13 protein-coding genes are annotated in these 12,575 nt (G+C 69.4%); 11 read left to right on the forward strand and 2 right to left on the reverse strand.

Annotated elements, in window-relative coordinates; translation table 11 throughout:
- Positions 1-93: 93 nt before the first annotated feature.
- From pyk to ACFOMP_RS15820, 9 genes are all read left to right on the forward strand, one after another.
- A complete protein-coding gene (gene pyk / locus ACFOMP_RS15780; protein ID WP_289892913.1) occupies positions 94-1,539 on the forward strand; it encodes a pyruvate kinase in 1,446 nt (481 codons plus the stop codon).
- A gap of 37 nt (positions 1,540-1,576) precedes the next feature.
- Positions 1,577-2,146: a hypothetical protein gene (locus ACFOMP_RS15785; RefSeq protein ID WP_379032228.1), complete on the forward strand. Its 570-nt coding sequence runs from the start codon at positions 1,577-1,579 to the stop codon at positions 2,144-2,146.
- A 109-nt stretch (positions 2,147-2,255) separates the two neighbouring features.
- A complete protein-coding gene (rpmI, locus tag ACFOMP_RS15790; protein ID WP_017998717.1) occupies positions 2,256-2,456 on the forward strand; it encodes a 50S ribosomal protein L35 in 201 nt (66 codons plus the stop codon).
- A gap of 12 nt (positions 2,457-2,468) precedes the next feature.
- Positions 2,469-2,828 carry a 50S ribosomal protein L20 gene (rplT, locus tag ACFOMP_RS15795; RefSeq protein WP_011748559.1) on the forward strand — a complete coding sequence of 120 codons (360 nt, stop codon included), beginning with the start codon at positions 2,469-2,471 and terminating at the stop codon, positions 2,826-2,828.
- A 236-nt stretch (positions 2,829-3,064) separates the two neighbouring features.
- Positions 3,065-4,483 (forward strand): cytochrome P450, encoded by a 1,419-nt coding sequence (locus ACFOMP_RS15800; protein ID WP_379032231.1) that lies wholly within the window; start codon positions 3,065-3,067, stop codon positions 4,481-4,483.
- Positions 4,480-5,889, forward strand: coding sequence for an alanine/glycine:cation symporter family protein (locus ACFOMP_RS15805; RefSeq protein WP_289892917.1), 1,410 nt, complete (start codon positions 4,480-4,482; stop codon positions 5,887-5,889). The genes ACFOMP_RS15800 and ACFOMP_RS15805 overlap by 4 nt, the downstream gene beginning before the upstream one ends.
- A 3-nt stretch (positions 5,890-5,892) precedes the next feature.
- Positions 5,893-6,237 carry an arsenate reductase family protein gene (locus tag ACFOMP_RS15810; RefSeq protein ID WP_289892918.1) on the forward strand — a complete coding sequence of 115 codons (345 nt, stop codon included), beginning with the start codon at positions 5,893-5,895 and terminating at the stop codon, positions 6,235-6,237.
- 70 nt (positions 6,238-6,307) lie between these two features.
- The gene (gene pheS, locus ACFOMP_RS15815) at positions 6,308-7,399 is read left to right on the forward strand and encodes a phenylalanine--tRNA ligase subunit alpha (protein WP_379032236.1); all 1,092 of its coding nucleotides are present in this window, start codon (positions 6,308-6,310) and stop codon (positions 7,397-7,399) included.
- 94 nt (positions 7,400-7,493) lie between these two features.
- Complete coding sequence (locus tag ACFOMP_RS15820) at positions 7,494-8,093, forward strand: hypothetical protein (RefSeq protein WP_019352446.1); 600 nt, start codon at positions 7,494-7,496, stop codon at positions 8,091-8,093.
- A gap of 312 nt (positions 8,094-8,405) precedes the next feature.
- Here ACFOMP_RS15820 and ACFOMP_RS15825 read toward each other — a convergent pair whose 3' ends face one another.
- The gene (locus tag ACFOMP_RS15825; RefSeq protein WP_379032240.1) at positions 8,406-8,630 is read right to left on the reverse strand and encodes a hypothetical protein; all 225 of its coding nucleotides are present in this window, start codon (positions 8,628-8,630) and stop codon (positions 8,406-8,408) included.
- A 165-nt stretch (positions 8,631-8,795) separates the two neighbouring features.
- Between ACFOMP_RS15825 and ACFOMP_RS15830 the strand changes: the two genes are divergently transcribed.
- Positions 8,796-9,278, forward strand: coding sequence for a hypothetical protein (locus tag ACFOMP_RS15830; protein ID WP_379032243.1), 483 nt, complete (start codon positions 8,796-8,798; stop codon positions 9,276-9,278).
- A gap of 4 nt (positions 9,279-9,282) precedes the next feature.
- On the opposite strand, the gene ACFOMP_RS15835 is transcribed toward ACFOMP_RS15830, so the two are convergent.
- Positions 9,283-9,594: a TM2 domain-containing protein gene (locus ACFOMP_RS15835; RefSeq protein ID WP_289892922.1), complete on the reverse strand. Its 312-nt coding sequence runs from the start codon at positions 9,592-9,594 to the stop codon at positions 9,283-9,285.
- A 233-nt stretch (positions 9,595-9,827) separates the two neighbouring features.
- Here ACFOMP_RS15835 and pheT point away from each other — a divergent pair, with 233 nt between their 5' ends.
- Entirely contained in the window at positions 9,828-12,215 is a 2,388-nt protein-coding gene (gene pheT, locus ACFOMP_RS15840; protein WP_379032246.1) for a phenylalanine--tRNA ligase subunit beta, read from the forward strand.
- Positions 12,216-12,575: the final 360 nt, after the last annotated feature.

A 12,575-nucleotide genomic window follows, 5' to 3' on the forward strand; every position in this document is an offset into this window, starting at 1 on the left:
TAGTGCAAGCCATGCGCAAGGCGCCAGTTGCCGCGTGCCGGCGAATGGGGCTATAGAACAGCCGGTAGCGCAAACAACAGGCGGGAGAACGGGATGAGACGGCATCGCAAGGTCAAGATCGTGGCAACGCTCGGGCCGGCATCCAGCGATTTCGCCACCATCCGCGCGCTTTTCGAGGCCGGCGCGGACGTGTTCCGCCTGAACATGAGCCATGGCACGCACGAGGAACAGCGCGCCCGCTACGACATCATCCGCAAGGTCGAGGCCGAATCGGGTCGGCCCATCGCCGTGCTGGCCGACCTGCAGGGCCCGAAGCTGCGCGTCGGCGCCTTCGCCGAGGGGCCGCATGACCTGCGGGACGGGCAGGCCTTCCGCTTCGACCTCGATCCGACGCCCGGCACCGCCAGCCGCGTGCAGCTGCCACATCCCGAGATCTTCGCGGCGCTGGAACCCGGCGCCGAGCTGCTGGTCAACGACGGCAAGATCCGCCTGCGGGTCGAGGCCTGCGGCCCCGATTTCGCCGATTGCACGGTGACGGCGGGCGGGCCGATCTCGAACCGCAAGGGCGTGAACGTGCCCGACGTGGTGCTGCCGCTGGCGGCGCTGTCGGACAAGGACCGCGACGACCTGGAATTCGCCTGCGGGCTGGGGGTGGACTGGCTGGCCCTGTCCTTCGTCCAGCGCCCCGAGGACGTGATCGAGGCGCGCGAGCTGGCCAAGGGCCGCGCCGCCATCCTGTCCAAGATCGAGAAACCCGCCGCCGTGCGGGCCTTTCCCGAGATCCTCAAGGTCTCGGACGGGATCATGGTGGCGCGCGGCGACCTGGGGGTCGAGCTGCCGGTGCATTCGGTGCCGCCGATCCAGAAGCGGCTGGTGCGCGCCTGCCGCGCGGCGGCCAAGCCGGTGATCGTCGCGACCCAGATGCTGGAATCGATGATCGAAAGCCCGATGCCGACCCGGGCCGAGGTCTCGGACGTGGCGACCGCGATCTACGAGGGCACCGACGCCATCATGCTTTCGGCCGAAAGCGCCGCCGGCGCCTATCCGGTCGAGGCGGTGGCGACCATGGACAACGTGGCGCGTTCCGTCGAAAGCGACCCGACCTATCGCGAGATCATCGAAAGCTCGCGCCAGGCCAAGCGCCAGACCGTGGCCGACGGCATCGTCGCCGCGGCGCGCGAGATCGCCGAGACCACCGACATCTCCGCCATCTGCGCCTTCACCCAGTCCGGCACCACCGCCAGCCTGGTGGCGCGCGAGCGGCCGCGGGTGCCGATCGTCGCCATGTCCTCGGAACAGGGCACGCTGCGCCGGCTGTGCCTGACCTGGGGGACGCATTGCGTGAAGACCCCGTCGCTGGAACGCTTCAAGCAGGCGGTGGTGAACGCGGCCAAGGCGGCGCGGGATTTCGGCTTCGCCGACGAATCGAACCAGATCGTGGTCATGGCCGGCGTGCCCTTCAACGTGCCGGGCACCACCAACATCCTGCGCATCGCCCCCTGCGACGAGCGCTTGATCTATCGCACCGATCCGGAATAAGCCCGCGGCGACAGATCCGTAACGGAAAGGTGATCCGATGATCGACATCCTGCTGCTGGCCGGCGTGGCGCTTTGCGCGCTTTCGGTGCTGACGGCCATCGTCTCGGTGGTCCGCACCCGGGCGCCGCGCGGCGCGGCCATCCTGCTGGTGCTGGGCCTGGTGCTGGCCTTTGCCGGTTCCTGGCTGGATCAGCGTCCCTTCGGCGTCGCGGCGCTGAAGGAAAGCTGGCAGCGCCTGCTGCGCGGCGAGGTCTCGCTGGGCAGCGACCCGGTGACCGCCCCGGCCCCGACCTCGGCCCCGACCCCGGCCGCCGAGCCGACGCCGGCCGCCGCGACGCCCGAAGCCCCGGCGACCCCGGCGACCGAGGCGCCGGGCGCCGAGCCGCCGGACCCGGCGGATGCCATCCCCTCCGAGGCGACCGGGACCGATGCCGCCGGGACCGAAGCCGGGACCGAAGCCGGTACCGCGCCCGTCGAAACCGAAGCCGGCACCGAAGCCCCCGGCCCCGAGGCCGAGAAGCCGATCCAGGGCAATGCCGACGGCGCCTCCGCCGAGCCCGCGGCCCCGGTGGCCGAGAACCCGACCGGCGCGCAGCCCAGCCAATAGGACTTGCCAAGCCCCGCGTGCCCGTCTATAGGGCACGCTTCCACCCGCGCGGCCGGCCGACATGGCATTGCCGAGTCGCGCGTTCACTCTGACCGCAAGGAGAGTAAAAATGCCGAAGATGAAGACAAAAGCGGCCGCCAAGAAGCGGTTCTCGATGACGGCTTCGGGCAAGGTCAAGGCCGGCCCGGCCGGCAAGCGCCACGGCATGATCAAGCGCTCGACGAAATTCATCCGCGACGTGACCGGGACCATGATCCTGTCCGACGCGGACGCGAAGATCGTCAAGAAATACATGCCCTACAACCGCTAAGGAGAACCGGACATGGCACGAGTCAAATCGGGTAAGATCACCCACGCCCGCCACAAGAAGGTTCTTGACGCGGCGAAAGGCTATTACGGCAACCGTTCGCGCAACTTCCGCACCGCGACCCAGGCCGTCGACAAGGCCAACCAATACGCCACCCGCGACCGCAAGACGCGCAAGCGCAACTTCCGCGCGCTGTGGATCCAGCGCATCAACGCCGCCGTGCGCGCGGTGGATGCCGAGATGACCTATTCGCGCTTCATCGCCGCGCTGGCGAAAGCCGGGATCGAGGTGGACCGCAAGGTCCTGGCCGACCTGGCCGTGCACGAGCCCGAGGCCTTTGCCGCCGTGGTCGCGCAGGCGAAAGCCGCCGCCTGATTTCCGGGCAAAGGCTGAAACGGACCAGACCCGCGTCGCGAGGCGCGGGTTTTTTCGTGGCCGGCCCCTCGGGCAACGGGTTTGCCCGGCGGCGCTGCCCGGGGGCTCCGCCCCGGTCGTCGCTGAAAAAGGTCCGCCGGACCTTTTTCGCTCCTCGCCCCCCGGGGTATTTGGGAAACGGTGAACAGGGCGGGGCGGGCGGGAACCGCGGCCGCGGCTGGCGGGTTCTGCCGCCGATGACCCTGGACCCGCCGCCCGACCGTTATCCCGCCCGCGTGCCCCTGCATCGCCAGCCGATGGGGGTGATCGCCAGCGCCATGACCGCGCGGCGCAACGTGCTGGAGCTGATCCCCGAGATCGCCATCCGCCAGCCCATGGTCTCGGGCAAGACCGGCAAGCGCTGGCACATGGTCCTGGACCCCGAGGCGCTGCGCCGGGTGCTCAAGGACCGGGTCGAGGACTATCCGAAATCGCTGGTCACCCGGCTGATCCTGCAGCCCGCCATCGGCAATTCCATGTTCGTGGCCGAGGGCGCGCATTGGCGCTGGCAGCGCCTGGCCGCCGCGCCGGCCTTCGCCCAGCGCCATGTCGAGGCGCTGGCCCCGGTGATGACCGCCGCCGCCGAGGCCAGCGCCCGGCGCCTGGCGGCGGCGCAGGGCCCGGTCGATGTCTTTGCCGAGACCGTGGCCGCGACCTTCGAGGTGATCTCGGACGTGACCTTTTCCGGCGACGAGGGTTTCGACCGCGATGCGGTGCATCAGGCCATCGACGCCTATATCGCCGGCGCCGCCCGCATCTCGGTCCTGGACATCCTGGGCCTGCCGGGCTGGATACCGCGGCCGGGGCGGCTGGTTTCCGGCGGCGACCTGCGGCGGATGAAGCGCGTCGCCGACGCGGCGATCCGCGCCCGGGCGCGCTCGGGCCCGCGCCCGGTTCCGGATCTTCTGGACCTGCTGCGCGCCGGCGAGGACCCCGAGACGCATCGCCGCATGTCCCCGGCCGAGCTGCGCGACAACCTGCTGACCTTCATCGTCGCCGGGCACGAGACCACGGCGCTGACGCTGGCCTGGGCGCTTTACCTGCTGGCCTTCGACCCCGAGGTGCAGGACCGCGCCGCGACCGAGGCCAGGTCCGCGCTGGCCGGCCGCGCCGCCACCGCCGCCGACCTGCCGCGCCTGGCCTATATCCGCCAGGTGGTCGAGGAGGCGCTGCGGCTTTATCCGCCCGCCGCCTTCCTGTCGCGCACCGCCCGCATCCACGACAGCCTGGGCGGGCGCGAGGTGCGGCCGGGCGACACCATCATGCTGCCGATCTATGCGCTGCACCGCCACCGGCTGCTCTGGGACGATCCCGACCGCTTCGACCCCGGGCGTTTCGCCGCCGGCGTGACCCGCGACCGCTTCGCCTTCCTGCCCTTCGGGGCCGGGCCACGGATCTGCATCGGCGCCAGTTTCGCGATGCAAGAGGCGGTGATCATCCTTGCCACGCTGGTCGCGCGCTTCCGCTTTGCCCTGACCGCGCGCCAGCCGCAGCCGCGCATGATCCTGACCCTGCGCCCGCATGGCGGGGTCTGGCTGCAGGTCGCGCCGCGGCAGGCGGGTTGCGATGCTCACGCATCCGTTACACAATCCCCCGGCGAACGGGGGACACCATGACCGGCATCATCGACTTCCTGAACACGATCTTCTGGGGCTATGTCCTGATCTATGGCCTGCTGGCGGTGGGGATCTTCTTCACCATCCGGCTGGGCTTCCTCCAGATCCGGCATTTCGGCGAGATGTTCCGCTGCGTGCTGGGGTCGGGTGCGACCGACAAGGACGGCATCTCGCCCTTCCAGGCGCTGACCGTCAGCCTGGCCAGCCGGGTCGGCACCGGCAATATCGCCGGGGTGGCGGTGGCGATCACGCTGGGCGGGCCGGGCGCGGTGTTCTGGATGTGGATGGTGGCGCTGGTCGGCATGGCCACCGCCTATGCCGAATCGACCCTGGCCCAGCTTTACAAGGAGCACGGGCCGAACGGCATGTATCGCGGCGGCCCGGCCTTCTATATCAAGAAGGCGCTGGGGCAGGGCTGGCTGGCGGTGATCTTCGCCGTGGCGCTGATCATCGCCTTCGGGCTGATCTTCAACGCCGTGCAGGCCAATTCCATCGCCGAGGCGGTCCAGGGCGCCTTCGGCATCGACAAATCCGTGGTCGGCATCGCCGTCGCGGCGCTGACCGGGATCATCATCTTCGGCGGCATCCCGCAGATCGCCCGGGTGGCGGAATATGTCGTGCCCTTCATGGCCGGCGCCTATCTGCTGGCGGCGGCCTGGGTGCTGGTCGCCAATGTCGCCCTGGTGCCGGGGGTGATCGGCCAGATCATCGGCTCGGCCTTCGGCCTGCAGGAGGCGGCGGGCGGCGCCGCCGGCGGCATCGCCGCCGCCATGCTGAACGGCGTCAAGCGCGGGCTGTTCTCGAACGAGGCCGGCATGGGCTCGGCCCCGAACATCGCCGCCGTCGCCGTGCCCGAGCCGCATCACCCCTCCAGCCAGGGCTTCGTGCAGGCGCTGGGGGTGTTCATCGACACCATCCTGGTCTGCACCGCCACCGCGATCATGATCCTGCTGTCGGGCGCCCTGCCTTCGGCCGAGCTGACCGGCGTCGCCCTGACCCAGGCGGCGCTGGGCGAGCATTTCGGCAGCTTCGGGCATTATTTCGTCGCCGTCGCCATCTTCTTCTTCGCCTTCACCTCGATCATCGGCAATTATGCTTATGCCGAGAACGCCATCGTCTTCCTGGGCCATGGCAGCCCGGTGCCGGTGCTTGCGCTGCGCGTCGCGGTCATGGCCATGGTGATCTGGGGGGCGATCCAGACCGTGCAGACCGTCTTCGACTTTGCCGATGCCTCGATGGGGCTGATGGCGACGATCAACCTGATCGCCATCGTGGCGCTTTCCGGCACCATCGCCTATGTGACGCGGGACTATCTGCGCCAGCGCGCCGAGGGGCTGACCCCGACCTTCCGCCTGGCCGACCATCCCGCGGTGGCGCCCGGCGCCAGCGCCTCGATCTGGAAATAGGACATGATCACCATCTATCACAAGCCGACCTGCTCGACCTCGCGCAATGTGCTGCAGATGATCCGCGATGCCGGGCACGAGCCCGAGATCGTCGATTACGCCCGCGACGGCTGGACCCGCGGCCAGCTTCTGGGCCTGTTCGCCGCCGCCGACGTGACCCCGCGCCAGGCCCTGCGCGTCAAGGGCACCGATGCCGAGGCGCGCGGCCTGCCGGATGCCAGCGACGAGGACATCCTGGCCGCCATGGTCGAAAACCCGCTGCTGGTCGAGCGGCCCTTCGTCTGCGGCCCCGGCGGCGTGCGCCTGTGCCGCCCGGCCGAGCGGGTGGCCGAGACCTTCGCCCGCTAAGCCCTCCCCCGGGCTTTTCCCTGCGGCCTGCGCGTGCTAATCGGCCCGCGAACCGCAAGGAAACCTGCCCATGTCCGACCAGTCCGACCTGACCGCCCTTCGCCAGTCCTATCTCGACCGCATCGCGACCGCCGCCGACGGCGAGGCGCTGGAACAGGTGCGGCTTGCCGCCCTGGGCAAGAAGGGCGAGATCAGCGGCATGATGAAGGAACTGGGCCGGATGACGCCCGAGCAGCGCCAGACCACCGGCGCGGCGCTCAACCGCCTCAAGGACGAGATCGACGCCGCCCTGCGCGCCCGCAAGCAGGGGCTCGAGGACGCGGCGCTGGACGCGCGGCTGAAGCAGGAATGGCTGGACGTGACCCTGCCCGGCCGGGCGCGGCCGCAGGGCAGCATCCACCCGATCAGCCAGGTGACCGAGGAAGTCACCGCCATCTTCGCCGACATGGGCTTCCGCGTCGCCGAGGGGCCGCAGATCGAAAGCGACTGGTTCAATTTCGACGCGCTGAACATCCCGCCCGAGCATCCCGCCCGGCAGGAGCACGACACCTTCTTCATGGCCCGCGCGGCGGACGACCCGCGCCCGCCGCATGTGCTGCGCACCCATACCTCGCCGGTGCAGATCCGCGCCATGCAGGCGACGGGCGCACCGATCCGGGTGATCTGCCCGGGCCGGGTCTATCGCATGGACATGGACCAGACCCATACGCCGATGTTCCACCAGGTCGAGGGGCTGGCGCTGGGCAAGGGCATCTCGATGGCGAACCTGAAATGGACGCTCGAGGAGTTCTGCCGCGCCTTCTTCGAGGTGGACGAGGTCGAGCTGCGCTTCCGCGCCAGCCATTTCCCCTTCACCGAGCCCTCGGCCGAGGTCGATATCCGCTGCTCGTGGGAGGGCGGCAAGCTGACCATCGGCCAGGGCGAAAGCTGGCTCGAGATCCTCGGCTCGGGCATGGTGCATCCCAAGGTGCTGGCGGCGGGCGGCATCGACCCGGAGCAGTGGCAGGGCTTCGCCTTCGGCATGGGCATCGACCGCATCGCCATGCTGAAATACGGCATCCCCGATCTGCGGGCGTTCTTCGAAAGCGACCTGCGCTGGCTGCGGCATTACGGCTTTGCTGCGGGCGATGTGCCCAGCGTGGCGGGCGGGCTGTCGCGATAGGCTGCGGAGAATTCTTCAAGTTTGAGGCGTTAACTTGAACGGTTGGCGCCTCCGTGCTGCGATCAGCGAACCTTGACTGGTTCGCAGGTGCATCATGAAACGGCGCGGCAGCATCATCCCCGCCCTGGCAGTTTTCTCGCTGCTCTCAGCTTCGCAGGCCCTTGCCTGGCAATTCGAGAATATCACCGGGTCCGGTGCCGGTACGATCAAGGCTTGCGCCGCGACCCATGAATTCCGCAATGCCTGGATCACCTTGCGGGTCTATGGTGACGAGCTGGACATCGTTTATCATCACGAGGACTTCGCCTTTCCCTGGGGCCAGTTGCTGGGTCCGGTCCTGATCAATGTCGATGGCGTTGCGTTTCTCGGTGTGGCGGGGTCGAACAGCCGGCGGGCCGACGATCTCCTTCCCACCGCATCGACCATGATGATCTCGCCCAAACCCGAGGAATATGGCGCCTTGTTCAGCAGCATGAAAAACGGCCGCGAAATGCGCGTCATCTTTCCCAACGGCGATGTCTATCCGGTGCCGTTGCAAGGAAGCGCCAAGGCGCTGCAGATGGTTTCCGAATGCTGGCGCATCAAGGAGACGGGTCCGAACGGCCGCAACCCTTTCGCAACGCCGGCGCCGAGCAATCCTTTCGAACGACCGGCCGAGCAGCCCGCCAGCAATCCGTTCGAGCAGCCCGCCTGACAGCGCGTCCCAACCCGCTCGGCCGTCGGCACGACGGACTTTCCCGCCCGCCCACCAGGCGGGGCTTTGCCCCGTCTCGGGCGGGCGCTGCCCTTGATCCGGCAGCGGCACGGTCGCGCCGGGCGGTCGCAGCAGGCACCATCGCCCGACGCAACGCCGGCCCCGCGTCCCGAAAAGCCCGGTCGTTGTCCCGGTCCGGGCGGGTCACATGCCGGGCATGTCGCGCCGCATCCGGCCCATGCGCGACAGGGAAGCCTTCCGGCGGCGATGCGCCCGCCGATCCGCGGCAGCGGCAGGCCGTTGCCGTGCCGGTCACCACCACCGCCACGCCGCATAAACCCACAGCCCCATCGTCACCGTGGCGCCGCCCATCACCAGCACCCAGGGCTCGCCCGCGATCAGGCTCATCGCCAGCAGCACGCCCCACAGCGCCACGATCATCAGCCGCCCCTGCGGCGATTCGCGCGCCAGGTGCCACAGCCACTGCGCCGTCCCGCAGATCGCCGCCACGCCCAGCACAACCAGAACCGTCTTCACTGCGCCCTCCGTTCCGCCTTGCCTGCAACCTGCGCCGGCCGACCCCCGGCCGCAAGCCGCCGCCCAGGCCGCAGCCCACGTCCCTGTCAGATGACAGCCCCGCCGCGCGCCGCTATCTTGCGCCCGACCGCGAGTCTTCCGTCACGCCAGCAACAAAGGGCCAGCATGTCGAACCCCACCACGCTCACCGCCTATGCCACGGCCTTCATGGCCTCGATCAGCCTGTTCGGCCTCGTCGATGCCGGGCGGGTGACCGAAGGGGCGCCCGTCGCCTCGGCCATCACCCAGGCCTATCTGCTGCCGGTGCTGGGCATCGCCGCGGCGACCTTCCTGGCGGTGACGGTGATGACGCTTTCGCGCGGCTACCTGACCCGCCCGCATCGCTGGAACGACGAACGGACCGAGCGCGCCGTGCTCGAGGTCGGGCTGGCCGCCGCCTGCTATTTCGGGGTGCTGGCGCTGCTCGGCTATGTCCTGGCGCTGATGGCGCCGGGCTGGATCAGCGGCGCCGCGCCGGGGTTGGCGCGGCACTGGCCCTGGTTCCTTGCCGCGCCCTGCCTGGGCTTCGGCATCCTCGGCCACCGGCACAAGCCGGTCTGGCTGGCGGCGGCGGCGGTGTTCGTCACCCTGGGCCTGTTCACCGGCTGACGGCTCAGCGCAGGCCCGAACCCAGCCGCCGGCGCATCTCGTCCTTGTCGTCCTGGATCATGCCGGGGATCAGGAACAGGTCGACCAGCGCCCACAGGCAGACCAGCCCGACCAGCGGCCAGCCGATCAGGATCGGCGCCGTCAGCCAGCCCAGGCCCCACAGCGCCAGCATGACAAGGCCGCTGGCCCAGCGGCCCAGATACATGCGATGCGCGCCGAAGCCCCAAAGCAGGATCGCCAGCAGATAGGCGACCAGCGGCGATTTCGCGTCATTCGCGACCCTCTGTTCGATCAGCAGTTCCCGTTGCGTGTCCATTGGCTCCCATGCCCATGTTAATCTCATTCACATATAGGGCGGCGCCCGGCCCCGACAAGGTCCGCTGTCCGGCCGCCGGTGCATGGCCGGTGTACGCGCGGTGTACGCCGGTCACGCGCAAATCCCCGGCAAATGCTGGAAAACCGGCGACTGGCGGGCAGGGGCGGTGCACGACCCTACCAATCCGCCGCGCCATGCGCTAAGGGACGCCCAAACCGACGGAGCCCTCGCCCATGAAATTCACCCTCTCCTGGCTCAAGGAGCATCTCGACACGACTGCCAGCCTCGACGAGATCACCGAGGCGCTGACCGATCTCGGCCTCGAGGTCGAGGGCGTGACCGACCCGGCAGCGAAGCTGAAAAAATTCACGCTTGCCAAGGTGTTGGAAGCCATCCAGCATCCCGACGCCGACCGCCTGCGGGTCTGCCGGGTGCTGACGGACGAGGGCGAGAAGCAGATCGTCTGCGGCGCCCCCAATGCCCGCGCCGGCATCACCGTGGTGCTGGCCAAGCCCGGCGATTACGTGCCCGGCATCGACATGACCCTGGGCGTCGGCAAGATCCGCGGCGTCGAGAGCCACGGCATGATGGCCTCGGAACGCGAGCTGGAGCTTTCCGACGAACATAATGGAATCATTGAGCTTTCCTCGGGAGAGGTGGGCACGAAATTCGTGGACTGGCTGGCCGCGCACCGCCCCGAGGCGGTCGATCCGGTCATCGAGATCAAGATCACCCCGAACCGCCCCGACGCGCTGGGCGTGCATGGCGTCGCCCGCGACCTGGCGGCGCGCGGGCTGGGTCGGCTGAAGCCGGTCGCGGACGTGACCGTGCCCGGCAGCTTCGTCTCGCCGATCAAGGTGGTGATCGCGCCGGAAATGGCTGAAAAGGCGCCGTTCTTCAGCGGCCGGATGATCCGCGGCGTCAGGAACGGCCCCTCGCCGGACTGGCTGCAGAAGCGGCTGACCGCCATCGGGCTGCGGCCGATCAACACGCTGGTGGACATTACCAACCTGTTCACCTTCGACCTGAACCGGCCGCTGCATGTCTTCGATGCCGGCAAGGTCAAGGGCGACCTGGTGGTACGCGCCTCGGCCGAGGGCGAGGCGCTGCTGGCGCTGGACGGCAAGACCTATGCCTTCGCCCCCGGCACCATGATCATCGCCGACGAGACCGGCCCGGAAAGCATCGCCGGCATCATGGGCGGCGAGCATAGCGGCTGCGACGACGCAACCACCGATGTCTTCCTGGAAAGCGCCTATTGGGATCCGATCGCCATCGCCGCGGCAGGCCGGGCGTTGAAGATCAATTCGGATGCCCGCTATCGTTTCGAGCGCGGCGCCGACCCGGCCTTCACCCTGCCGGGGCTGGAACTGGCGACGCGGATGATCCTGGAACTGTGCGGCGGCGAGGCCTCCGAGGTGGTGACGGCGGGCGCGGCGCCGGATACGACCAGAAGCTACCGGCTTGAACCGGCACGGATTTCCAGCCTGGTCGGCATGGATATCCCCGAGGCCGAGCAGCGCGCCACCCTGGCGGCGCTGGGCTTCCGGCTGGAGGGCGATCAGGCTTTCGTGCCCCCGTGGCGCCCCGACGTGCAGGGCAGCGCCGATCTGGTCGAGGAGGTGGCGCGCATCGCTTCGCTGACCAGATTGCAGGGCCAGCCGCTGCCGCGGCCGCAGGCGGGCGTGCCGCAGCCGGTGCTGACGCCCTTGCAGCGCCGCGAGCAGGCGGCGCGGCGCATGGCGGCGAGCCTTGGCTATAACGAATGCGTCACCTACAGCTTCATCGACGCGCAGGCGGCGGCGCTGTTCGGCGGCGGTTCGGATGCCGTCCGCATCGAGAATCCGATCAGCAGCGAGATGACGCATATGCGCCCCGACCTGCTGCCCGGCCTGCTGGCGGCGGCGGCGCGCAACCAGGCGCGCGGCTTCATGGATCTGGCGCTGTTCGAATGCGGCCCGGTCTTCCATGGCGGCGAGCCGGGCGAGCAGGACCTGCATCTGTCCGGCATCCTGGTCGGCGCCACCGCGCCGCGCGATCCCTATGGTTCGCGGCGCAAGGTGGATATCTATGACGCCAAGGCCGATGCCGAGGCGGTGCTGGCCATCATCGGCGCACCGGCCAAGGCGCAGATCAACCGCAAGCTGGACGGCTGGTGGCATCCGGGCCGGGCGGGCAATATCGCGCTGGGGCCTAACGCCTTGGCAACCTTTGGAGAAATCCATCCGCGCGTGCTGCGGCATTTCGGCATGAAGGGCGCGGCGGTCGGCTTTACCCTCCGCCTCGCGGCGGTGCCGCTGCCCAAGGCGAAAACGCCGTCGCGGCCGGCGCTGCTGCTGTCGGACCTGCAGGCGGTCGAGCGTGATTTCGCCTTCGTCGTGGACGCGCAGGTCGAGGCCCTGACGCTGGTGAATGCGGCGGCGGGCGCCGACAAGGCACTGATCGAGCGGGTGACGGTCTTCGACCAGTTCACCGGGCTGGAAGGCGGCAAGAAGTCCATCGCCATCACCGCCCGCCTGCAGCCCAAGGACAAGACCCTGACCGATGCCGAGATCGAGGCGGTCGGCGCCAAAATCGTCGAGAAGGTGAGCAAGGCCACCGGCGGCGTGCTGCGGAGCTGAGGGCGCCGCGCGCCGGTGTCGCAACGCTTCCATGGTCCCCCGCGCAACGGCAGCGCGCGTTGCGGCGGGGTCGGGCATGGGCGGATGCAAAGAAAAGCCCAGCAAATGCTGGGCTTTTTGCTGTGACAGCCGTGCAGCGCGCGTACACCGGGCGTACACCATGCGTGCACGGGGCCACCGCCGAGCGGCCGGTCCGGGCCGGTCGGGGCCGGGCCGGGCCGGGCCGGCTTGCGTCCGTTCCGAGCCGGACCGCCGGGTGAAGCCTTCACCGATGTGCTGCCTGTGAGCGGCGGACGGTTGCACCGACGCCCGCGCCGGTCCGGGTCGCGCCGGCGCAACGTCTTGCCGGGGCCGGTCGCG

This window comes from Paracoccus simplex (assembly GCF_042648325.1).
GTDB classification, from domain to species: domain Bacteria; phylum Pseudomonadota; class Alphaproteobacteria; order Rhodobacterales; family Rhodobacteraceae; genus Paracoccus; species Paracoccus simplex.

Bases quoted from the DNA above. Each gene is read 5' to 3' on its own strand.
- rpmI (WP_017998717.1), top strand. From the start codon at position 2,256: ATGCCGAAGATGAAGACAAAAGCGGCCGCCAAGAAGCGGTTCTCGATG.
- pheT (WP_379032246.1), top strand. From the start codon at position 9,828: ATGAAATTCACCCTCTCCTGGCTCAAGGAGCATCTCGACACGACTGCC.
- ACFOMP_RS15810 (WP_289892918.1), top strand. From the start codon at position 5,893: ATGATCACCATCTATCACAAGCCGACCTGCTCGACCTCGCGCAATGTG.
- ACFOMP_RS15820 (WP_019352446.1), top strand. From the start codon at position 7,494: ATGAAACGGCGCGGCAGCATCATCCCCGCCCTGGCAGTTTTCTCGCTG.
- ACFOMP_RS15785 (WP_379032228.1), top strand. From the start codon at position 1,577: ATGATCGACATCCTGCTGCTGGCCGGCGTGGCGCTTTGCGCGCTTTCG.
- ACFOMP_RS15805 (WP_289892917.1), top strand. From the start codon at position 4,480: ATGACCGGCATCATCGACTTCCTGAACACGATCTTCTGGGGCTATGTC.
- rplT (WP_011748559.1), top strand. From the start codon at position 2,469: ATGGCACGAGTCAAATCGGGTAAGATCACCCACGCCCGCCACAAGAAG.
- pheS (WP_379032236.1), top strand. From the start codon at position 6,308: ATGTCCGACCAGTCCGACCTGACCGCCCTTCGCCAGTCCTATCTCGAC.
- ACFOMP_RS15835 (WP_289892922.1), bottom strand. From the start codon at position 9,594: ATGGACACGCAACGGGAACTGCTGATCGAACAGAGGGTCGCGAATGAC.
- pyk (WP_289892913.1), top strand. From the start codon at position 94: ATGAGACGGCATCGCAAGGTCAAGATCGTGGCAACGCTCGGGCCGGCA.
- ACFOMP_RS15800 (WP_379032231.1), top strand. From the start codon at position 3,065: ATGACCCTGGACCCGCCGCCCGACCGTTATCCCGCCCGCGTGCCCCTG.
- ACFOMP_RS15830 (WP_379032243.1), top strand. From the start codon at position 8,796: ATGTCGAACCCCACCACGCTCACCGCCTATGCCACGGCCTTCATGGCC.